This window comes from Kocuria sp. GQ42 (genome assembly GCF_059758435.1).
On sequence record NZ_JCAXEN010000002.1, the window covers coordinates 322176 to 343964 of the forward strand.

Genomic DNA, 21789 nt, shown 5'->3' on the forward strand with positions numbered 1-21789 from the left:
CTCTGAACTGTCACTGGGCGTGGGGGCGCACCTCGAAGGCACAGGATCGGTCCCGGCCCAGCGCCTCGAGTGCCAGTCTCATCAGTGGCGCCGGAGGCGTCAATGGACCAAAGTCTGGTAATCAGCTGCCGCCTCGCGGGAGTGGCGTCTGACGTCCAAGAAGCCGGTTAGCAATCCCCTCATCCGTCGATCAGGACGGTCGAGACCGTCATCGGCGAAGCTGTGAAGGAGATCGTCCCGTTCCGGTAAGAACCGGAGGCGACCCCGACGGGGTCCTTCCACTGGGCACCGGTGGGGTCGCCAGGTGCCATGCCCTGAACGGTCTGCCACATCTCATATCTCCCCGCAGCAGGAGTGCCGCGGACGACGAGCATCACATCGTGTGCCCGACTCAGCGCCTTGTTGACAACAACGACGTTTTTCTTGCCGGTGGAGGCGAAGACCTCCACCTCCGCCAGGGCAGTGGTGCAAGTGGCCATAGACCCCGTCGGCCGACGGAACAGGTTGCCGCCGGTCCACATCTTGAGGCCGTAGTACGAGGGCGTTGGCAGTCGGTGTCCGGTGGGTGCGCCGTCGGTCCCACCGCCGGGGCGGATCAATCCGAGCGCCCCGTTGTTGTCGGAGTACTGATAGGCCCGGCCTCCCCGCTCGACGATGCGGCCGATGATGCAGGCCCCGGCCACCGTATTGCGGGAGGTGTAGAACTGAGCCGCGCCATGTCGGGGCTCCTCGTAGTGCCACATCCAGTTGTACTCGCCCAACTGCACATCCACCCGTCCGCTCGTGCTGGGCCGGGACGCGACGGCCTGTTGGAGGCCCGTCATCGCGTCCGAATAGCGGGTGAGATTCGCGCCGTCGTACATGTGGAAAGAGACGACGTCCACATCGTCACCGCATGAGTCGAGGAAGGCGTCGTAGAGGTCTTCGTTCCAGGATGCATAGGTGACCAGTGAGGGGCCGGCAATCTCCAGTGCGCGGCCCGTGGCCGCGCGCATCGCGTCCACGATGGTGTTGAACCCGGAGCTGCCCTTGCCACCGTGGATATAGGCGTACATGCCGAACGCGGCTTCACCGCCGTTGTCCGGTTCGTTGCCGATGATCCAGTGATCGACGGGGCCACCGTTCTGCCCGCTGTGGTCGTTGAAGAAGCGAACGAGCGCGGCAGCATCCGAGGCGAGGATGTCGTTGTCCCCGGAGGTGCCGCCGACGACTACCACGGGGATGCCGCCGATGGACCTGATGGCCGAAACATATTCGCCAGCGTCACCAAAGGTACGCGCGCCCCCGGCCGAGGATCCAGGGCGGCCGGCGTTCCAGGCCAGCGGAATGCGCCAAGCCAGCGGACCAAGCTCGCCGAGCGTGGTGCGCCAAGCGGCCGACTCGGTGGCAGTGCCCTTGATGATGTTGACGTTCTCACTGTCGCCGGAGTAGGTCGAGATGCACGACCCGAACGAGAGCGGGCTCAACTCCGATCCCTTGAGAATGGCGGAGAAGTCCACTGAGACGTTCGCGTGGACCGGCGTGCAGCCGGCCAGCGTTGCCGTCAGCGCGGCCTGGCCGGCGCTCGCAAGTATGGCGCGACGGGTAGTCATCCGTTGGGATGGCTTTTCAACCGGACGGCGACCATCGCAAAGATGGACGAATTGCCGGGATCAGAGACCTCGTGCACGCACCAAAGGTATCGGACCGGCACGAGACCGGCCATTGTTCTTGATCGGACGGTCATGATGGAGCCGCCAATGAGCGCGGCCATCGCCGAGCCGCTGGCGAAGCCGTGGTTGATCGCCAGCACGAAGCGCAAAAGGTCCGAGCCGACCAGGCCCATCCATCGAGGACGTGTCGAAGTGATCAACGTCCGCGCGCTCGTCGCTCGACGCCAGGACATCGGGTCCGGCCCGCGCGACCGGGTGCCCCATAGAGGCGGCTCGTCCCCAGGCGCGGCTCCCGGGGCTTGGACTCAGCGGCTCGCGAGCCAGGCCTCCGCCTCCTGGGACTGCAGGGACAGGGCTTTGCCGATGAACGGCTCGGCGGCCTCGGCGACCATCTTGCCCACGAACGGGATGTTGGCCTTGACCACGCAGTGCACGTGCACGTCGGTGGACCCGCCCTGCGGGGTGAGGGTCTGGGTCGCGGAGCCCGAGACCGGAAGGGCGCCCACGGAGATCTCGGTGCGCACGATCCGGATCCCGTCGGCGTCGGCGGTGTGGTAGGTGTCCACCTGGGTGAGCTGCACCGAGGAGCCCACGAACTTCCGGGCCATCTCCGGCAGCCGGTCCGCCGCCATGGTCCGCACCGTGGTCACGGCGAACTGCGCCTCGACGTCCCCAGCAACCTCCACCGAGTCCAGGGTGGCCCCGGCGCGGTGGGTCACGTGCCGGATGAACTCCTCGTCGGTGAAGGTCACCACGACCTGGTCGAGGGGAGCGGGGACGGTGGTGGAGGCGGTGACGGCCATGGAGGACTCCTCGGTAGCGGCGGATCGGCAGCGGCGGTTGCGTGCTCCCATGGTAGGCGGGCGCCCGCGGCCGGGGCTGTGGCCTGGGCTGTGGGTCCGGGACGGGGCCCTGTCGGGGCCCGGGAGTAAGCTGGGACCCGCGAACGTTGGCTCCGACAGCCTCTGTGCTCCACCAGCACCCCACTCAGCGTCCCAGGAGACTGCTCACCCATGACCTTGTCCGGACTGCTCGCCGCCCTCGGGGCGGAGCGCTCCTTCGCCAATCTCCGCACCCAGGCCGGCCTGCCGCCGGGGGAGCGCAGCGCCGAGACCGTGATCAGCGCCCCGGACGGGATGCGCGCGGTGCTCACGGCCCAGCTGCGCGGCGCCCTCGACGACGCCCCGGCCCCGGCCGGCTCCCGCGCCCCGGTGCTGCTGGCCGTGACCGCGACCGGCCGCGAGTCCGAGGACCTCGCCGCCGCCCTGGGGGCGTACCTGCCGGCCGAGGAGGTCGCGGAGTTCCCGGCGTGGGAGACCCTGCCGCACGAACGGCTCTCGCCCCGCTCCGACACCGTGGGCCGCCGCCTGGACGTGCTGCGCCGGCTGGCCGGCAAGGACGCCGAGCGCCCGCTGCGGGTGGTCACGGCCCCGGTCCGCTCCGTGCTCCAGCCCGTCGTCGAAGGCCTGGGGGACATGGCCCCGGTGCGCTTCGCCCGGGGCGAGGAGCTCGACTTCGACGCCGCCGTGACCTCGCTCGCCGAGGCCGCCTACGCCCGGGTGGACATGGTGACCCGGCGCGGGGAGTTCGCCGTGCGCGGCGGGATCATCGACGTCTTCTCGCCGGTCGAGGACCACCCGGTGCGGATCGAGTTCTTCGGCGACGAGGTCGACGAGCTGCGCTGGTTCGCCGTGGCCGACCAGCGCACTCTGACCACCGGGGACCACCCGGAGCGGCTCGTGGCCCCGCCGTGCCGCGAGGTGCTCATCACCCCGTCCGTGATGTCCCGGGCCGCGAAGCTCAAGAACTCCCTGCCCGGCGCGGAGTCGATGCTCGAGCGGATCGCCGGCGGCATCTACGTGGAGGGCATGGAGTCCCTCGCGCCGCTGCTGGTGGACGGCCTGGTGCCCATGCTGTCCCTGCTCCCGCCCGGCTCGCTCGTGGTGGTCATGGAGCCGGAGAAGGTCCGCACCCGCGCCCACGACCTCGTGGCCACCAACGAGGAGTTCCTCCTCGCCGCGTGGGACTCCGCCTCGGACGGGCAGTCCGCGCCCATCGACATCACCTCCGCCGAGCACGTCGTCCGGAACGACGACGGCGAGGGCCGCACCCTGGCCTCCGGGTCCTTCCAGACCCTCGCCGAGGCCCGGGCCACCGCGCTGGGGACCGGCCTCGGCTGGTGGGCCGTCACCGCCCTCAACGTCAACGCGGTGGCCGGTCAGGACGTGGACGCGGACACCGCCGCGGAGGACATCGCCCTCATCGACTCGGACGCCGACACCCTCACCGTGGCCGCTCGGGACCCGCTCGGCTTCCACGGGGACGTCGAGGCGATGCTCGAGTTCTTGCAGGGGCGGGTGGCCGACGGCTGGCGCGTCGTCGCCGTCACCGAGGGCCCGGGCCCGCTGACCCGGATCGCGGAGCTGCTGCACGAGGCCGGGATCCCCGCCGCCCGCCGCGAGACCCTCGCCGAGCAGCCGCAGCCCGGGATCGTGGAGCTCACCACCGCCGTGGCCGGCAAGGGCTTCGCCCTGGACGGCCCGAAGATCGTGCTGCTCACCGAGGCGGACCTGCTGGGCAAGGCCAGCCCCTACACCACCAAGGACATGCGCAAGCTCCCGGTGCGGCGCAAGCGCAACGCCGTGGACCCCCTGGCGCTGAGCCAGGGCGACTTCGTGGTGCACGAGCAGCACGGCATCGGCCAGTTCGTGGAGCTCATCCAGCGGCCCATCGCCGGGGCGATGATCAAGCCCGGCCAGCCGAAGCCCGTGCGCGAGTACCTGGTGCTCGAGTACGCGCCCTCCAAGCGCAACGGTCCGCGGGACCGCCTGTTCGTGCCCACCGACCAGCTGGACCAGGTCACCAACTACGTGGGCGGCGAGACCCCCACCCTGTCCAAGATGGGCGGGACGGACTGGAACAAGACCAAGCGCGCCGCCAAGAAGGCCGTCCGGGACATCGCCAACGAGCTGATCCGCCTGTACTCGGCGCGGATGGCCTCCCGCGGGCACGCCTTCGCGGAGGACACCCCGTGGCAGCGCGAGCTCGAGGAGGCGTTCCCCTACATCGAGACGCCGGACCAGCTGACCACCATCGACGAGGTCAAGGCGGACATGGAGCGGGAGGTCCCCATGGACCGGCTGATCTCCGGGGACGTGGGCTACGGCAAGACCGAGGTGGCGGTGCGCGCGGCGTTCAAGGCCGTGCAGGACGGCAAGCAGGTCGCCGTGCTCGTGCCCACCACGCTGCTCGCTCAGCAGCACGCCGAGACGTTCACCGAGCGCTTCTCCGGCTTCCCGGTGCGCCTGGCCGCGCTCTCCCGGTTCCAGACCGCCAAGGAGACCAAGGAGACGCTCGCCGGGCTGAAGGACGGGACCGTGGACGTGGTGATCGGCACCCACCGGCTGCTGTCCAAGGAGGTCCAGTTCAAGGACCTCGGCCTCGTGGTCATCGACGAGGAGCAGCGCTTCGGCGTGGAGCACAAGGAGAAGCTCAAGGCGATGCGGACCAACGTGGACGTCCTGGCGATGTCCGCGACGCCCATCCCGCGCACCCTGGAGATGTCCCTGACCGGCATCCGCGAGACCTCCACCCTGGCCACCCCGCCGGAGGAGCGCCACCCCGTGCTCACCTACGTGGGCGCCTACACCGACAAGCAGGTCTCCGCCGCCGTCCGGCGCGAGCTCATGCGCGAGGGCCAGGTCTTCTACATCCACAACCGGGTCTCCTCGATCGAGCGCAAGGCCAAGGAGCTCGCCGAGCTCGTGCCCGAGGCGCGGATCGCCGTGGCGCACGGGCAGATGTCCGAGTCCCGGCTCGAGCAGATCATCGTGGACTTCTGGGAGAAGAAGTTCGACGTCCTGGTGTGCACCACCATCGTGGAGACCGGCCTGGACATCGCCAACGCCAACACCCTGATCGTCGACGGCGCGGACCGCTACGGCCTCTCGCAGCTCCACCAGCTGCGCGGGCGCGTGGGCCGCGGCCGGGAGCGGGCCTACGCCTACTTCCTGTTCCAGGCCGAGAAGCCGCTCTCCGAGACGGCGTTGGAGCGGCTCAAGGCCGTCGCCGCCCACAACGAGCTCGGCGCCGGCATGCAGCTGGCCGTCAAGGACCTCGAGATCCGCGGCGCCGGCAACCTGCTGGGCGGGGAGCAGTCCGGGCACATCGCCGGGGTGGGCTTCGACATGTACCTGCGCCTGGTGGGCGAGGCCGTCGCCGAGTACCGCGGCGAGGAGGACGAGCGCCCCACCGAGATGAAGATCGAGCTGCCCGTCAACGCCTACCTGCCGCACGACTACGTCCCGGGGGAGCGGCTGCGCCTGGAGGCCTACCGCAACCTCGCCAACGCCGCCACGGAGGAGGCGATCCAGGAGGTCGCCGACGAGCTCGTGGACCGCTACGGCGAGGTGCCCGAGCCCGTGCAGAACCTGCTCGAGGTCGCCCGCTTCCGGGTGACTGCCCGCGCCGCCGGCCTCACCGACGTCGCGGCGCAGGGAAACATGGTCCGCTTCGCCCCGGCCGACCTCCCCGAGTCCCGGCAGATGCGGCTCACCCGCCTCTACCCGGGCGCGCAGGTCAAGGCGGTGCCCGGCACCGACACCTTTCAGGTGCTCATCCCCAAGCCCAAGACCGAGCGGATCGGCGGCAAGGACCTCGTGGACGGCGCGGTGCTCGCCTGGGCGCGCGGCGTGGTCGAGGCGGTCTTCGCGAAGGAGCCGGCCACGGCCTGATCCGTCGGCGCGGCCTCCGCAATCCGGTCCACCGGGCACGGAAAAGGTCCCCTCCCGCGGTGGGAGGGGACCTTTGCGGTGCGAGCGGTCGTCGGGTCGTCGTCGTCGGACCCGGCGCGGCCCTACTCGACGTTCTTGCCGTACTTGTCGCCGTGGTGGACGGCCGCGGTCTTGGCGTCGCGCTCGCGGGCGTCGCGGGGGCCGTCGTCGAAGGCGGCGGCGGTGCGGCCCTGGCCCATGGCGGGGACCTCGGTCGAGGAGGGGACATCCATGAGGACCGTGCGGCCGCCGAAGGCCTTCTTGGCGGTGCTGTTCTGCAGGATGCCCACCGGGATGAGCAGGGCCAGGGTGTAGAGACCCAGGCCGAGGATCCAGATCAGCGGGCTGTTCGGGTAGCTGGCGAAGGCGATGAAGCTGCCGATCATGATGGCCATGCACAGCGCGAGGAACACGAAGTTGTTGACCGTGCGTCCCTGACCGGAGTGCGAGCGCACGGTGGCGCCGCCGCTGCGGCCGGTCGACGCGTCCGCCGAGGCGCTGGTGGAGGACTGGGCTCTGTTGGCCATGGATCTAACCCTTCTGGCGGTGGGAGGCGGCCGGTCACAGGCGGCCGCGAAGCATTCTCGGCCAGTCTAGTCGCACCGACCGACGCCCGGCCGCTCCGCGCGACCGCCTCGTCCGGAACGCCGACGGCCCCCTGCCGCGGGTGCGGAGGGGGCCGTCGGTCGTTGTGCGGGACGGGCTACTGGGTCGCCTTGCCCAGGGTGTCGTTCTTGTGCTCGGCGCGGACCTCGGCGTCCCGGGTGCCGATGTTGCGGGGCGGGTCCGGGAAGGCCGCCGCGGTGGTCGGCTCGCCGGCGACCTCCGTGCTCGGCGGGACGTGCATGAGGATGGTGCGCCCGCCTTCGGCCTTCTTCGCGGTGCTGTTCTGCAGGAGGCTCACGGGGATCAGCAGCGCCAGGGCGTAGAGGCCCAGGCCGATGAACCAGATCAGCGGGCTGTTGGGGTAGCTGGCGAAGGCGATGAAGCTGCCGATCATGATCGCCATGCACAGCACGAGGAACACGAAGTTGTTGACCGTGCGTCCCTGGCCCGAGTGGGAGCGGACGGTGGCGCCGCCGCTGCGGCCGCTGGGCGTCGCGTCCGCCGCGGTGCTGGTGGACGACTGGGCTCGGTTGGCCATGGATCCAATCCTTCTGACGGTGGGAGCGGCCGGCCACGGCGGCCGCGGGGCGTTCGGGGCCAGTCTAGTCGCTCGGACGCGGCCCACGGCGGTGCCCGGTGGAGGGCGCGGCGGGCCCAGTAGAGAGCGCGGTGGAGCCGGGTCGCTGCGGCCGGCCGAACGTGGCCGGAGCGCCCCGCCGAGCAGGCTCCGACGCGCTCGGCCGACCAGCGGGTGCCAGACTCAGCCGAGGAGGGCGGGACCGCTGCTGGCGCCGATCCGGGAGGCGCCGGCCTCGATCATCGCCAGGGCGTCCTCGCGGGTGCGGATCCCGCCGGAGGCCTTGACGCCGATGTCCGGCCCCACGGTGGCGCGCATCAGCCGGACGTCCGCCACGGTGGCCCCGGCGGTCGAGAAGCCCGTGGAGGTCTTCACGTAGTCCGCGCCGGCGGCCACGGCGGCCTCACAGGCCAGGACCTTCTGCTCATCGGTCAGCAGGCACGTCTCGATGATCGCCTTGAGCCGGGCCCCGCCCTGGTGGGCGGCCTCGGCGACGGCGCGCACATCGGCCTCGACCCGCTCGCGCTCGCCGGCGCGGGCGGCGGCGATGTCGATGACCATGTCGATCTCGTCGGCCCCGGCGGCCACGGCCGTAGCGGTCTCGAACGCCTTGACCTCCGTGTCGGACGCGCCCAGCGGGAAGCCGACCACGGCACAGGTCAGCACGTCGCTGCCCGCGAGCTGCTCCCGCACGAACGGCGTCCACAGCGGGTTGGTGCACACCGAGGCGAAGCCGTACTGCCTGGCCTCCGCGCACAGGGTGGCGATCTGCTCGCGGGACGCCTCCGGCTTGAGCAGCGTGTGGTCGACGTATGAGGCGAGCTGGGGGGTGGTCACGGGCGGCCTTTCGACAGGACGGGCGGGTCGCGCCCAGCCTACCGGCCGCCGCCTGGAGACCCCGAGGATGCCCCCGCGGCGGCTCCGGTTCACGGCTCGGTGGAAGACCGTGCGGAGGGGTGGCGGCACGGTCGGACCGGGGGCCGTGACCTTTCCGAAACAATTACATCAGGAAAGTGTTCGCTAATCCGGTGTGATCTGCTACATTCGGTGCACGGCGAACAAAATGTCCGCCTGACCTGCGGCCTTGGCGGTTGCCGAGCGGTCGCAGGGGTGCGTCGGGATACCCCCGGTTCCCCTGACCCCCGTCCTGGCGCGCCCCCGCAATCGTCCCGCGCCCGCCCAGGCGCCGGGTTCGCCCGCGGTCGGAGCGCCTACCGCCCGTCGTCGTCGGGCTGTGCGCCGGACAGGGCGTCGGTGAGCTGCTTGAGCATCGCGCCCATCCGGAAGCGCTCCGGCACGAGCGGCTCGATCCCGAGCTCCAGCAGCGGCGCGGCCGTCACGGGCCCCACGGTCGCGGCGAGCATCCCGCCGCGGAACGCCGCCAGCAGCTCCTCGTGCAGCCCCAGCTCCTCGGCCGTGCTGAACAGCGCGTCCACGGCCGGGGCGGCGGTGAACGTCACGGCGTCCACCCGCCCGGCGGCGGCCTCGCGCACGAGCACGGGCACCTGCCCGGCGTCGTCGGCGGAGGCCCACCGGTAGGGCGTGACGGTGAGCACGCGGGCCCCGGCGTCGGTGAGCCGGCGGCGCTGGACCACGTCGGCGATCCCGTGCAGCTGCAGGCCGATGGTGCGCCCGGTGAGGTCCCCGCCGTGCTCGGCCAGGACGAGGTCCACGAGCCCGGCGGTGGTCTCGTCCGCGGACATCCCGGCGTCCTCCAGGCCCAGGCCGCGCACCGCGCCCCGGCCCTTGGGCCCGCGCACGTAGACGGCGGCCTCGCGCAGGCACAGCAGCAGGTCCGCGTCGAAGCCCTGGGCCACGGCGGCGTCGTGCCAGCGGCGCAGGCCGTAGCCGGTGGTCAGCAGCACCAGGTCCGGGCGGGCCTCGAACATCGCCCGGGAGGCGGCCGCGAGCCCGGCGTCCTCGCCGACCGGCTCCACGCGCAGGGCGGGGGCGTGCAGCACGCGGGCGCCGCGGCGCTCGAGGGCCGCGATCTGGTCCTCGGAGCGGCGGTGCGCGGTCACGCCCACCACCCGGCCGGCCAGCGGCAGGTCCTCAGCAGCCATGGGCGGTGACCTCCGCGAGGAACGCGTCCCGCTCGGCGGTCGCCAGGCGGACCACGGGACCGACGACGACGACGGCGGGCGAGCCGCAGCCCGCCGCCGCGGTGTCCGCGACCGCGGTGGCCAGCGTGCTGATGGTGGAGCGCTGCCGGTCGGTGAAGCCGCGCTCCACCACGGCCAGCGGGGTCTTCGGATCGGCGCCGTTCCGGACCAGGCCGGCCACGAGGTGGGGGAGGGTGGCCACACCCATGAGCACCACGAGGGTGCCCCCGCCGGCGCCGAGGCCGGCGAAGTGGGCGAGCTCCGCCTCGGAGAACGGCACGTGCCCGGAGGCGACCGTGAACATCCGGGAGACCTCGCGGAAGGTCACGGGGATCCCGGCCGCGCCCGGCACGGAGACCGCGCTGGTGATCCCCGGGACCACGTCCACGGGGATGCCGTGGGCGGCGCACGCGGCGAGCTCCTCGGCGCCGCGCCCGAAGACGTAGGGGTCCCCGCCCTTGAGCCGGACGACCGAGCGGCCGGCCAGGGCGTGCTCCACCATGAGGTCCTGGATCTGCGACTGCGGGACCGGGTGGTGGCCGGGGGTCTTGCCGACGGGGACGATCTCGGCGCCGGGGGCCGCGGCGGCCACCGCGCCCGCGGGGGCGAGGCGGTCGACGAACACCACGTCCGCGTCCTGCAGGGCCGCCACGGCGCGCACGGTGAGCAGGTCGTCCGCGCCGGGGCCGCCGCCGACCAGGGTCACCCGGCCGCCGGTGCGGGCCGCGGGCTCCTGCACCACGGGAACGCGGGCGCGGGCCGCGGCCAGGGCCTCGCGCCAGCGCTGCGCCGCCGGGCCCACGACCACGGCGAGCGCGACGCCCGCGAGGTCCGCCGGGCTGAGCAGTGCGGGCTCGGCCACGGCACGGACGGCGGCGCCGGCCGCCTCGTAACGGCGCCGGGTGCGGCGGGCGTCGTCCGGGGCGCCGAGGACGAGCACCGGGACTCCGGTGAGGTCGGCGGTCAACAGCATGCGGTCCTCCAGGGGGAGAGCGGGGGTCGAGGCGGGCCGGCCGCCACTACCAGGATGCGGTACGCGTGTTACAGCACGGTTGCCCCCGTGACGTCGCGTGACGCCGGCGACCGCCGCGGGCCGTCTTTCGTAGGCTGGGAGCCATGACGACCTCCGACGCCCCCGTCCTGCTCGCCTGCGCCCACGGCACCAGCTCCCCGTCCGGGCGCACCGCCGTGCAGCGCCTCGTGGACGCCGTCGCCGCCGAGCTGCCGGACGTCGAGGTGGTGCCCACCTGGGTGGACGTGCAGACCCCCGACCTGGCCGAGCGCACCGAGCAGTACGCCGGGCGCCCCGCGGTGGTGGTGCCGCTGCTGCTCTCCGCCGGCTACCACGTCTACGTGGACGTGGCCGAGGCGGTCGCCGCCGACGACCTCCACCGGGTCTCGGCCGCCCTGGGCCCCGACCGGGCGCTCGCCCGGCTGCTCGCCCGGCGGGTGCACGAGGCCTGCACGGCCGCCGGGGCCCCGCTGGGGGAGCACGACGCCGTGGTGCTGGCCACCGCCGGGTCCTCCGACCACCGCGCGGTGGTGGACTGCGCCGCGGTGGCGGACCTGCTGGCCGAGGAGCTGGGACGGCCCGTGACCGTGTCCTACCTGGCCGCCGCCCGTCCGCGCGTGGCCGAGGCGGTGTCCTCCGCCCGGGCCGGCCTGGCGGACGGGGGGCGCGTCGTCGTCGTCAACTACCTGCTGGCGCCCGGCTACTTCTTGGACCTCTCCCGGAAGGCCGGCGCGGACGTGGACACCGACCCGCTGGCCGTGCCGGAGGGAGAGGTCCCCGCCGAGCTGGTGGACGTGGTGGTCTCCCGCTACCTCTCGGTGGCCTGAGGTCTCCCCCGCTTCGGCCACCCGGTGCGCCGAGCCCCCAATGCGGGCGCGTTTTCCCACATCAAGTCTGGGGAATTGCACCCGAATTGGGGGCTCGGCGGAAATAGCGCCCGGAGTGTGGGGACTCGGCGGGGCGAGTGGGGCAGGGCGAGGGTCAGACGCGCGGGCGGGTGAGGTCGGCGTCCTCGTAGCGGACCATCGTCGAACCGGTGACCAGCTTGTGGCCGAACCACAGGGCCAGGAACAGCGGCAGGCCGATGTAGGCGGTCAGGGCGGCCATGAGGTCCATGTCGCCGATGAAGGCCTGGTAGTTCTGCCCGAGGATCACCACCGCGCACAGCACGAGCGCCACCAGGGGTCCCAGCGGGAAGAAGCGTGCCCGGTAGGGCAGGTCGGCGAGGTCGTGGCCCTGGGTGGTGTACGCCTTGCGGAAGCGGTAGTGGCTCCAGGCGATGCCCATCCACACGATGAACCCGGCCAGACCGGAGGCGCTGACCAGCCACACGTAGGCGTCCCCGTCCCCGATGAAGGTGGTGAGGAAGGACGCCCCGCCCACCAGGGTGGTGGCGATCAGCGCGTTCATGGGCACGCCGCGGCGGTTCACCTTGGCGAGGAAGCGCGGGGCCTTGCCGCTGTCGGCCAGCGCCCAGAGCATGCGGGTGGAGGCGTAGAGCCCGGAGTTGCCGGCGGAGAGGATGGCGGTGAGGATCACCGCGTTCATCACGGAGGCCGCCGCCAGCACGCCCGCGTTCTGGAAGACCAGGGTGAACGGGGAGATCGAGATGTCCTCGACGCCGTTCGTGAGCAGGTTGGGGCTGGTGTAGGGGATGAGGAAGCCGATCACGGTGATCGCGCCCACGTAGAAGAGCAGGATGCGCACGAACACGGTGCGGATGGCGCGCGGGACGTTCTTCTCGGGGTTCTCCGCCTCGCCGGCGGCGACGCCCACGAGCTCGGTGCCCTGGAAGGAGAAGCCGGCCACCATGAAGATCGCCAGGATGCCGAGGCCGCCGCCCACGAAGGGCGCCTCCCCGGTGGTCCAGTTCTCGAAGCCGGGCGACTCCCCGCCCAGGATGCCGACGATCATCAGGATCCCGAGCCCCAGGAAGAGCACGATCGTGACGACCTTGACGAGGGAGAACCAGAACTCGCTCTCGCCGTAGGCCCGGGCGCTCAGCGCGTTGAGGGCGAACAGGATGGCCAGGAAGGACCCGGACCAGATCCAGGAGGGCGAGTCGGGGAACCAGTAGCGCATGATCAGCGCGGCGGCCACGAGCTCGGCGGCCACGGTGATCGCCCAGTTGTACCAGTAGTTCCAGCCGATGGCGAAGCCGAAGGACGGGCTCACGAAGCGGGTCGAGTACTCCTCGAACGCGCCCGAGACCGGCAGATAGGTGGCCATCTCGCCGAGGCTCTGCATCAGCAGGAAGACCATGAACCCGATGACCACGTAGGCCAGCAGCGCCCCTCCCGGCCCGGCGGTGGCGATGGTATTGCCGGAGGCCACGAACAGGCCGGTGCCGATGGCCCCGCCCATCGCGATCATGGTCAGGTGGCGGGGCTTGAGGCTGCGGCGCAGCCTCTCCTGGGCCGGCGGCTGCTCCTGGATCTCAGGAGCGCTCTGCTCGGCCTGCGAGCGTGCGGTGATGGTCACGCGGAATCTTCTCCTCTGCTGCGGTGGACGGACCACGGAAGGAGGAAGTGGGGGGCGCCGTCCCCCCGAACGGTCCTGGCCGATTATGGGGGAACGATTGCAAAACGGAAATTCGGCGGGAGGCCGTTGCCGGTGCGTGCCCCTAGGATGGACGGGTGAAAACGCATGCGGATCCGGGGCAGGCCGCGCCGCGCCGCGGATCCCGCTGGGTCGTGGATGTGGCCATTCTCACCGGTGCCCTGCTGGCCCTGGTCGCCGCGACGCTCGCCGTCCGGTGGGCGTGGACGCCGGCCCCGGGGCCGGAGGAGCAGGTCTCCTGCGCCCCCTACGGCCTCGAGGACGTGAGCACCGCCCCGCGCGGCGGAGCCCGCCCGCTCAGCACCGGTCCGGTGCTCCCCGGCGGACTGCGCTGGGCGGAGGGGACCTCGGACCGGCTCGACGTGGCCTTCGAGCACGACGGCACGACCAGCAGCTACCACGTCTTCGCCGACGGCATCGACTGGAGCGAGCCGGTCGGCGTGGTCTTCCGCCTGCACGGGGACGGGGCCTACGAGTACGAGCACCCGGGGCACAAGGTGTCCTGCCTCGCGGAGGTGGCGCGCTCGCACAACGCGGTGCTCGTGGCCCCCCGCACCGCGGACCGGCAGGGCGAGCCCACCTGGTGGGAGGACCTCGACGGCAACGCCGAGTGGTTCCTGGCCCTGGCCGAGCAGCGGATCTTCGCCGAGTACGACGTCGACCGCTCCCGCACGTGGCTGCACGGCTACTCCGGGGGCGCCGAGTTCATCAGCTACGAACTGCTGGCCGACCGCGCGGACTTCCTGCAGGGCGGCGGCGCGGTGCTCTCCGGGGGCGGCGGGGCGCCGTCCACCGGGACCTCGGATCCGACGGACGAGCAGCTCGAGCAGCTCGTCCTGCACTGGGACGTGGGCCTCGAGGACGACGGCTCCGACCCCTACGCCCCGTTCGACGCACTCTCCGCGGCGGCCGCCGGGCACGCCTGGTACGAGGACGCCGGCTGGGCGCGGACCAGCGTGCGCTACCGCGAGGGCGTGGACCACTTCGAGCTGCCCGAGGCCCGGGTGCTCGACGCCGCGATGACCGCCGGGGAGTCCCCGGGGGAGCGTTCGGCGGAGCTCTCACCCGATCCCTCGGCAGAGCCCTCGGGAGGGGCCCCGAGCGGCGGACGTGACTGATCTCTCGTCGTCGTCCCACGTCAGTGGGAAATCGGCGGAATGGCGCGGCGCACTGGACGGGGCGGGGGACCCGGGACAGCGCAGCGACACCCCGTTCGGCTTGCATATGCAATAGCACCGACCGTACGGTGCAGTAAGCAAAGCTGGCAGGGGAGCCGGCTCAGGGGGAAGGCCGATGCGGGGGCATCACGGCCGAACACACACTCTCGGCACCGCGCTGATCCGGCGCGCGTGCCTCCGGGGTGCCTTCCGTCCGGTCCGTCCGGTCCCTGGGCCCGTCCTTCCTGTCGGCACCGGCCGCTGTGCAGATCCGCAGCGGCAGAGAAGTCGATGGGGGATTCAATGACAGTGCGCCCGACCACGCGCAGCGGCTCGACTCGCCAAGGAGGCGGTCGGCACCTGCTCGAGGACCGCTACCCGGAGCAGGACCCGATGGAGGACGGCGAGGTCCTCGACCGCGCCCTGCACACGCAGCCCATGCCGCAGGTCCCGGGCCGCGCCGTCTTCCCCGTCTCGCCCGCGCCGGCCCCGCGCACGCTCGTGGACATCGTCATGGACACCGTCTCGCGCCACCCGGACGCGGTGGCCCTCGACGACGGGACCACCGTGCTCAGCTACGCCGAGTTCCTCGAGCGCGTCGAGGCCCAGGCCCAGCGCCTGTGGGACCTCGACATCGGCCGCGGGGACCGCGTGGGCATCCGCGTCCCCTCCGGGACCGTGGACCTCTACGTGGCCGTCCTCGGCACGATCTTCGCCGGCGCCGCCTACGTCCCGGTCGACTTCGACGACCCGGACGAGCGGGCGAACACGGTCTGGGAGGAGGCCTCGGTGTGCGCCGTCTACGGCGCGGACCTGTCCCTCCGGCCCCGCACCGGCGTCCGCGCGGGAGCGGACTGCCAGCAGCCCGGCACGGGCGACGACGCCTGGATCATCTTCACCTCCGGGTCCACCGGCAAGCCCAAGGGCGTGGCGATCAGCCACCTCTCGGCCGCCGCCCTCGTGGACGCCGAGGCCGAGCTCTACCTGCCCCGGCGCCCCCTCGGCCCGGGCGACCGCGTGATGGCGGGGCTCTCCGTGGCCTTCGACGCCTCGTGCGAGGAGATGTGGCTGGCCTGGCGCTCCGGCGCCGCCCTGGTCCCCGCCCCCCGCGCCGTGGTGCGCTCGGGCACCGACCTCGGTCCGTGGCTCGTCGAGCGGGACATCACCGCCGTCTCCACGGTGCCCACGCTCGCGTCGATGTGGCCGGCCGAGGCGCTGAGCCGCATCCGCCTGCTCATCTTCGGCGGGGAGGCGTGCCCCAACGAGCTCGCCGCCCGCCTGGTGCACCCCGGCCGCGAGGTCTGGAACACCTACGGCCCCACCGAGGCCACGGTCATCGCGACCGGCGCCGTGCTCACCGGCGAGCCGCCGGTGCGCATCGGCCTGCCGCTGCCCGGGTGGGAGCTGGCGATCGTCGACACCTCCGGCAACCCCGTGCGCTGGGGCGAGGAGGGCGAGCTGATCATCGGCGGCGTGGGACTGGGCCGCTACCTGGACCCCGCCAAGGACGCCGAGAAGTTCGCGCCCATGGACACCCTGGGCTGGGAGCGGGCCTACCGCTCCGGGGACCTGGTGCGCGCCGACCCCGAGGGCATCGTCTTCGTGGGCCGCGCCGACGACCAGGTCAAGATCTCCGGCCGGCGCGTGGAGATGGGCGAGATCGACGAGCAGATGTCACGGTTGCCCGGCGTGCAGGCCGGCGCCGCCGCCGTGCACACCACCCCGGCCGGCAACCAGGTCCTCGTGGGCTACCTCGTGGCCGAGGCCCCGGGCTCGGTGGACCTCGCCGACGCCCGCCGCCTGCTCGCCGACCGGCTGCCGGGCCAGATGGTGCCCGCGCTGACCCTGATGGACGAGCTGCCCCTGAAGACCTCCGGCAAGGTGGACCGCAAGGCCCTGCCCTGGCCGCTGCCCTCCGCCGGCGCCGCCGCGGAGGCCTCGCAGATCGACGCCGAGCTCGAGTGGCTCGCCGCCCTGTGGGCGGACCAGCTCGGCCCCCTGCCCATCGACGAGGACAGCGACTTCTTCGTCCTCGGCGGCACGTCCGTGGCGGTGGCCAAGCTCGTCTCCGAGATCCGCCGCACCTACCCGGACGCCGCGATCGCCGAGATCTACCGGCACCCCACGCTCGCCGGGATGCACGAGTACCTGACCACGCTGGCGCCCGTCGACGTCGTCGCCCAGGACGCCGCGCGCGAGCGCCGGGTGGCGGACGTCCCCCGCTGGAACGGCCTCGTGCAGGTCCCCTTCCTCACGGCCCTCTACGCCGTCTCGGGGCTGCGCTACGTCCTGGGCGCCTCGATCGTCGTGTGGCTGCTCTTCAACGTGCTGGGCGCGGGCTGGGTCCCGAACCCCCCGCTGCTGCCCCTGGTTCTCGGCTGGCTCGTGCTCTTCGCCCTGCCCGGCCGGCTGGTGCTCACCGCGCTGTTCATCCGGCTGCTGACCTTCCGGCTGCGTCCCGGCGCCCACGCCCGCGGCTCCTGGACCCACCTGCGGGTCTGGATGGCCGAGCGGGTGCTGATCTTCAACAAGTTCGAGCCCCTCATGGGCGCCCCCGTGATGGTGCTGTTCTTCCGGCTGCTCGGCAACCGGGTGGGCCGGCACGCCCACCTCGACACGATGCCTCCCGTCAGCGGCATGGCCCGGATCGGCGACGGCGCGGCGATCGAGCACGAGGTGGACCTCTCCGGCTACTGGCTCGAGGGCGACGTCTTCCACCTCGGCGGCGTGACCGTGGGCGAGAACGCCCGGGTCGGCACCCGCACGCTCCTGAGCCCGGGCGCGGTGGTCGAGGCCGGCGCGGAGGTCGACCCCGGTTCCCACGTCACCGGCACCGTCCCCGCCGGCCGCCTGCAGGGCGGCTCCCCGCTCGTGGACCTCGGCCCCGCTGGGGAGTCCTGGCTCGAGTGGGCCCCCGGCCGCAGCAACCGGTTCCTGACCGGGCTGCTCTACGCCCTGGGTCTCGGCACGGTCGGCATCCTGCCCGTGCTGGCAGTGGTCCCCGGCGCGCTGATCGTCTTCACCCAGGTGCGCGGGCTCGAGCTCTACGAGCTCGTCTTCCCCGTCATGGCCCTGTGGGTGCCCGTCTTCGCCGTGCTCACGGTCCTCGTCTACCTCGCCCTGCTCGTGCTGGTCGTGCGCGCGCTCGCCCTGCTGATCCGCCCGGGCCACCACCCCGCCGACGGGACCGTGGGCTGGGCCGTGTGGCTCACGGGCGTGCTGCTGCAGAAGAGCCTCGTCTCCACCTACCCGGTCTACGCCTCCATCGCCACGCCGTTCTTCCTGCGGCTGCTGGGCGCCCGGGTGGGCAGCCAGGTGGAGATCTCCACCGTGGAGACCCTGCCGCACCTCACCACCTTCGAGTCCGGGTCCTTCATGGCCGACCACTCGATGGTCAGCTCCGCCCGGACCGGCTTCGGCTGGATCCACGTGGGCCCCTCGACCGTGGGGGAGCGCTCCTTCGTGGGCAACTCCGCGATCGTGGGCCCGGACCGGGACGTGCCTAAGGACTCCCTGGTCGCCGTGCTCTCCTCCGCCCCGGCCGACGCCGAGCGCGGCACCTCCTGGCTGGGCCGGCTGCCCGAGCCGATCAGCCGCGTCACCGACACCGCGGACGAGGCCGTCACCTACCGGCCCCGCCGGCGCCTGGTCGTGGCCCGCACGCTCGTCGAGGCCCTGCGCGCCGTGCCCTTCATGGTCACCGCGTGGATCGACCTCGCGATCGTCTTCGTGCTCACCACCGTGTACATGCGGGCCGGGGGAGGCCTCGACGGCATCGTCTCGGCGCTGCTGTGGGCCACGCCCGTGGTGCTCGCCGCCGGCGTGGTGGCCGCCCTCATCCCCGTGCTGGTCAAGTGGGCCCTCATGGGCCGCTTCCGCGAGGGCGAGCGCCCGCTGTTCAGCTCCTTCGTGTGGCGCAACGAGCTCGCCGACACCTTCGCGGAGTCCCTGGCCGTGCCCGGCCTGATCCGGCTGGCCGTCGGCTCCCCGGTGTTCAACGCCTGGGCCCGGCTGATGGGCGCGAAGATCGAGCGCGGCGTGTGGTGCGAGACCTGGTGGCTGCCCGAGTTCGACCTCGTCCACCTGGGCCGTGGCGTGTCCGTCAACCGCGGGACCGTGCTCCAGACCCACCTGTTCCACGACCGCATCATGCGGCTGCAGCCGGTGTCGATGGAGGCGGGCTCCACCCTGGGGCCCAACAGCTTCGTCCTGCCCGGCAGCACCGTGGAGGCCGGCGCCACGGTGGGCCCCGGCTCCCTGGTCATGGCCCAGGAGACCGTGCCCGCCGGCAGCACCTGGGGCGGCAACCCGATCCGCCCGCTGCACGCCGAGGCCCTTCCCGCCGGAGGTGCGACCCGTGAGCGCTGAGCACGCGGCCGCCACGCGCGGCGGGGGCACCGCGGTGCTCAACGTCCCCGGCGCCTCCGGGCGGCGCACCCGGCGGCGGCTGGTCGGCGTGGACGCCGCCCGGGGCTTCGCCCTGCTCGGGATGGTCGCCGTGCACACCCTGCCCGTCTGGGACGCGGAGAACGAGCGCGCCTCCCTGGCCTGGTCCCTGTTCGCCGGGCACTCGGCCGCCCTCTTCGCGACCCTGGCCGGGGTGAGCCTCGCGTTCCTCTCCGGGGGCCGCACCCCGCACACGGGCCGGCGCCTGGCCGGGGACCGGGCGGGACTGGTGGGCCGCGCCGCGGTGATCGCCCTCGTCGGGTTCCTCGTGGGCTTCGTGGCCCTGCCGGTGGACAACATCCTCATCTACTACGGGATGTTCTTCCTGCTCGCCATCCCGTTCCTGGGCCTGCGCATCCGGCACCTGCTGATCAGCGCGGCGGCGTTCACCGTGCTGGCCCCGTTCCTGATGCAGTGGGCCGTGGACGTCCTGCCCGCCCACGTGTACGGCAACCCCACCCTGTGGAACCTGGTCACCGACCCGGTCACCGTGCTCTCCCAGCTGCTGCTGACCGGCACCTACCCGGCGCTGCCGTACATGGCCTACCTGTGCGCGGGGATCGCCCTGGGCCGGATGAACCTCACCAGCCGGCGGGTGCAGCTGTGGCTCGTGGGCGCTGGCGCGGCGCTGGCCCTGCTCTCCTGGACGGTGTCCATGGGGGCGCTGCTGGCCCTCGGCGTCTACGACCGGATCTGGGAGGCCACTCCGTGGCTGACCGAGGAGCAGATCGACGAGATCCTCGTCTTCGGCCCGGACCCGTCCCTGCCGACCACCACCCTGTGGTGGCTGATGGTGCCCGCCCCGCACAGCAACACGCCCGTGGCGCTGCTCCTGAGCCTCGGCATGGCCGCGTTCGCCCTCGGGGCGTTCCTGCTGCTGGCCCGGCTGATCGGCAAGGCGCTCACGCCGCTGGCGGCCGCCGGGTCCATGACGTTCACGCTCTACACCCTGCACCTGCTGTTCCTCGGCACCGAGGTCTACGACCTGCACCCGGGGTTCTGGTTCTGGATGCAGGTGGCCGTGTTCGGCCTCCTGGCCGTCGCGTGGCAGCGCGCCGTGGGCCAGGGCCCGCTCGAGAAGCTGGTGGCCCGCACCTCGAAGCGCATCGCCGGGAGGGTCGCCGCCCGCTGACCTGTGACCCCGGCCCCCCTCGCGGCGCCGGCCCCGCGGCCGAGCCGTGACCGTCGAGTCCCCCATGTGTGCGCAGATCCCCAGTTCGATCCTGGGGAAACGCGCACACATGGGGGACTCGGTGCGTGAGAGGGCCGGGGGCTGGGGACTCAGCGTGGCACGGGGCGCATGAGGGCGCCCGGGGACCTCACACGGGCGTCCCGGCGCTGTGAGTGGAAGTGCATCGAGGCGTTACTCCCGCCGTCGGGGACCGAAACACGGGGTTCGTAGCGTGGGAGCACCGCACGCCGCCGTCGCCGTGCTCCGCCCCGCTCGCCCAGGAGGTCACCCGTGAGCTCAGAACTGCATCCCGACCCGGCCACCACGGCAACCGGCACCCCGGCGCCCCCGCCGCTCGCCCTGCGCGAGCGCCCCGGCCGCTGGTTGGACGGCTACCGCCCCGAGGACCCCGAGTTCTGGGAGTCCGCCGGCCGGCCGATCGCGCGCACCAACCTCAAGTGGTCGATCTTCGCGGAGTTCCTCGGCTTCGCCGTGTGGCAGCTCTGGGCCATCACGGTGATCTACCTGCCGGCGGCGGGCTTCGCCTTCAGCGACTCCCAGATCTTCTGGCTGATCTCCATCCCGTCCCTGGTGGGCGCCACGCTGCGCATCCCCTACACCTTCATGGTGGGCCGGTTCGGCGGCCGGAACTGGACCATCGTCTCGGCCCTGCTGCTGCTGGTCCCCACGGTGGGCCTGGCCCTGGCGGTCGGCAACCCGGAGACGCCGTTCGCGGTCATGCTGCTCCTGGCGGCCACGGCCGGCTTCGGCGGCGGCAACTTCGCGTCCTCGATGGCCAACATCACCTACTTCTACCCGGTGCGGGAGAAGGGGTGGGCGCTGGGGCTCAACGCCGCCGGTGGCAACCTCGGCACGGCCGTGGCCCAGCTGCTCGTCCCGATCGCGGTCACCGTCCTCGCGGCGGGGGCGCTGGACCTCCCGCTGGCCGGGTGGATCTGGGTGCCGTTCATCCTGCTCGCGGCGTGGGGCGCCCGGAAGCACATGCACAACCTCTCCCACGCCAAGGGGGACGTCGCGGGGTCCCTGGCCACGGTCCGGGAGCCGCACTTCTGGATCATGTCCTTCCTCTACGTGGGCACCTTCGGCTCCTTCATCGGCTTCTCCAGCGTGTTCCCCAAGCTGATCGCCGATACCTTCCCGGAGTTCTCGTCCTTCAGCGTGGGCGCCGCTGCGCTGTCCCTGGCGTTCCTCGGCCCCCTGGTGGGCTCGGTCTCCCGCCCCTACGGCGGCCGGCTCGCGGACCGCTTCGGCGGCGCCCCGATGACGGTCGCGGTGTTCGCGGTGATGGCGCTGCTCGCGCTCGCCGTGGTGCTCACCCTGCCCCTGGCCAACTTCTGGCTGTTCCTGGGCCTGTTCCTGCTGCTGTTCACCGCGGCGGGCATGGGCAACGGCTCCACCTACCGGATGATCCCCTCGATCTACCGGGTGCTGGGGCTGCGGCAGCAGCAGGACGCGGCGGTCTCCACCGAGCGCAAGGCCTCGGCCGCCCTCGGGCTGATCGGCGCGGTCGGCGCGTACGGCGGCTTCATGATCCCGCAGGCGCTCAACCTCTCGAACAGCACCACCGGGGCCTACAGCGCGGCGTTCTACGGCTTCGTGGCCTTCTACGTGGTGGCGCTCGCGGTCACCTGGTGCTGCTACCTGCGCAAGGGCACCGAGATGGGCGACAGCCACATCTGAAGCCCGCAGCCCCGCCCCGTCCCGCCGACCCCAG

General features: G+C 72.5%; 15 protein-coding genes. 6 read left to right on the forward strand and 9 right to left on the reverse strand.

Going from position 1 to position 21789, the window contains the following annotated elements; genetic code table 11:
- Positions 1–179 precede the first annotated feature (179 nt).
- From AC6CH6_RS06995 to AC6CH6_RS07005, 3 genes are all read right to left on the reverse strand, one after another.
- Positions 180–1592 carry a hypothetical protein gene (locus tag AC6CH6_RS06995; RefSeq protein ID WP_498254577.1) on the reverse strand — a complete coding sequence of 471 codons (1413 nt, stop codon included), beginning with the start codon at positions 1590–1592 and terminating at the stop codon, positions 180–182.
- Entirely contained in the window at positions 1589–1825 is a 237-nt protein-coding gene (locus AC6CH6_RS07000; protein ID WP_498254578.1) for a hypothetical protein, read from the reverse strand. The genes AC6CH6_RS06995 and AC6CH6_RS07000 overlap by 4 nt, the downstream gene beginning before the upstream one ends.
- A 132-nt stretch (positions 1826–1957) precedes the next feature.
- Complete coding sequence (locus AC6CH6_RS07005) at positions 1958–2455, reverse strand: DUF2505 domain-containing protein (RefSeq protein ID WP_498254579.1); 498 nt, start codon at positions 2453–2455, stop codon at positions 1958–1960.
- A 210-nt stretch (positions 2456–2665) separates the two neighbouring features.
- Here AC6CH6_RS07005 and mfd point away from each other — a divergent pair, with 210 nt between their 5' ends.
- Complete coding sequence (gene mfd / locus AC6CH6_RS07010; protein ID WP_498254580.1) at positions 2666–6385, forward strand: transcription-repair coupling factor; 3720 nt, start codon at positions 2666–2668, stop codon at positions 6383–6385.
- Between the two features lie 122 nt (positions 6386–6507).
- Here mfd and AC6CH6_RS07015 read toward each other — a convergent pair whose 3' ends face one another.
- The 5 genes from AC6CH6_RS07015 to cobA form a co-directional block, all read right to left on the reverse strand.
- Complete coding sequence (locus AC6CH6_RS07015; protein WP_498254581.1) at positions 6508–6951, reverse strand: hypothetical protein; 444 nt, start codon at positions 6949–6951, stop codon at positions 6508–6510.
- Between the two features lie 176 nt (positions 6952–7127).
- Positions 7128–7568 (reverse strand): hypothetical protein, encoded by a 441-nt coding sequence (locus tag AC6CH6_RS07020; protein WP_498254582.1) that lies wholly within the window; start codon positions 7566–7568, stop codon positions 7128–7130.
- 222 nt (positions 7569–7790) lie between these two features.
- A complete protein-coding gene (gene deoC, locus AC6CH6_RS07025) occupies positions 7791–8444 on the reverse strand; it encodes a deoxyribose-phosphate aldolase (RefSeq protein ID WP_498254583.1) in 654 nt (217 codons plus the stop codon).
- Positions 8445–8818: 374 nt separating this feature from the next.
- Positions 8819–9670, reverse strand: coding sequence for a uroporphyrinogen-III synthase (locus AC6CH6_RS07030; protein ID WP_336650045.1), 852 nt, complete (start codon positions 9668–9670; stop codon positions 8819–8821).
- A complete protein-coding gene (gene cobA / locus AC6CH6_RS07035) occupies positions 9660–10682 on the reverse strand; it encodes a uroporphyrinogen-III C-methyltransferase (protein WP_498254584.1) in 1023 nt (340 codons plus the stop codon). The genes AC6CH6_RS07030 and cobA overlap by 11 nt, the downstream gene beginning before the upstream one ends.
- Positions 10683–10825: 143 nt before the next feature.
- Here cobA and AC6CH6_RS07040 point away from each other — a divergent pair, with 143 nt between their 5' ends.
- Positions 10826–11548, forward strand: a complete 723-nt coding sequence (locus tag AC6CH6_RS07040; RefSeq protein WP_498254585.1) for a sirohydrochlorin chelatase — start codon at positions 10826–10828, stop codon at positions 11546–11548.
- Positions 11549–11702: 154 nt separating this feature from the next.
- Here AC6CH6_RS07040 and AC6CH6_RS07045 read toward each other — a convergent pair whose 3' ends face one another.
- Positions 11703–13196, reverse strand: coding sequence for an amino acid permease (locus AC6CH6_RS07045; protein WP_498254713.1), 1494 nt, complete (start codon positions 13194–13196; stop codon positions 11703–11705).
- A gap of 224 nt (positions 13197–13420) precedes the next feature.
- On the opposite strand from AC6CH6_RS07045, the gene AC6CH6_RS07050 reads away from it, so the two are divergent.
- The 4 genes from AC6CH6_RS07050 (at position 13421) to AC6CH6_RS07065 (ending at position 21755) form a co-directional block, all read left to right on the forward strand.
- Positions 13421–14398 (forward strand): alpha/beta hydrolase family protein, encoded by a 978-nt coding sequence (locus tag AC6CH6_RS07050; protein ID WP_498254586.1) that lies wholly within the window; start codon positions 13421–13423, stop codon positions 14396–14398.
- Positions 14399–14830: 432 nt separating this feature from the next.
- Positions 14831–18805, forward strand: a complete 3975-nt coding sequence (locus AC6CH6_RS07055) for a Pls/PosA family non-ribosomal peptide synthetase (protein WP_498254714.1) — start codon at positions 14831–14833, stop codon at positions 18803–18805.
- Positions 18795–20015: a heparan-alpha-glucosaminide N-acetyltransferase domain-containing protein gene (locus tag AC6CH6_RS07060; RefSeq protein ID WP_498254587.1), complete on the forward strand. Its 1221-nt coding sequence runs from the start codon at positions 18795–18797 to the stop codon at positions 20013–20015. Before AC6CH6_RS07055 ends, AC6CH6_RS07060 begins: the two co-directional genes overlap by 11 nt.
- A gap of 330 nt (positions 20016–20345) precedes the next feature.
- Positions 20346–21755 carry an MFS transporter gene (locus AC6CH6_RS07065; protein ID WP_498254588.1) on the forward strand — a complete coding sequence of 470 codons (1410 nt, stop codon included), beginning with the start codon at positions 20346–20348 and terminating at the stop codon, positions 21753–21755.
- Positions 21756–21789 lie beyond the last annotated feature (34 nt).

What these genes read in the sequence shown, in the direction of transcription:
- AC6CH6_RS06995 (WP_498254577.1), bottom strand. Translation starts at nt 1,592, where the DNA reads ATGACTACCCGTCGCGCCATACTTGCGAGCGCCGGCCAGGCCGCGCTG.
- AC6CH6_RS07000 (WP_498254578.1), bottom strand. Translation starts at nt 1,825, where the DNA reads ATGGGCCTGGTCGGCTCGGACCTTTTGCGCTTCGTGCTGGCGATCAAC.
- AC6CH6_RS07005 (WP_498254579.1), bottom strand. Translation starts at nt 2,455, where the DNA reads ATGGCCGTCACCGCCTCCACCACCGTCCCCGCTCCCCTCGACCAGGTC.
- mfd (WP_498254580.1), top strand. Translation starts at nt 2,666, where the DNA reads ATGACCTTGTCCGGACTGCTCGCCGCCCTCGGGGCGGAGCGCTCCTTC.
- AC6CH6_RS07015 (WP_498254581.1), bottom strand. Translation starts at nt 6,951, where the DNA reads ATGGCCAACAGAGCCCAGTCCTCCACCAGCGCCTCGGCGGACGCGTCG.
- AC6CH6_RS07020 (WP_498254582.1), bottom strand. Translation starts at nt 7,568, where the DNA reads ATGGCCAACCGAGCCCAGTCGTCCACCAGCACCGCGGCGGACGCGACG.
- AC6CH6_RS07030 (WP_336650045.1), bottom strand. Translation starts at nt 9,670, where the DNA reads ATGGCTGCTGAGGACCTGCCGCTGGCCGGCCGGGTGGTGGGCGTGACC.
- cobA (WP_498254584.1), bottom strand. Translation starts at nt 10,682, where the DNA reads ATGCTGTTGACCGCCGACCTCACCGGAGTCCCGGTGCTCGTCCTCGGC.
- AC6CH6_RS07040 (WP_498254585.1), top strand. Translation starts at nt 10,826, where the DNA reads ATGACGACCTCCGACGCCCCCGTCCTGCTCGCCTGCGCCCACGGCACC.
- AC6CH6_RS07055 (WP_498254714.1), top strand. Translation starts at nt 14,831, where the DNA reads ATGGAGGACGGCGAGGTCCTCGACCGCGCCCTGCACACGCAGCCCATG.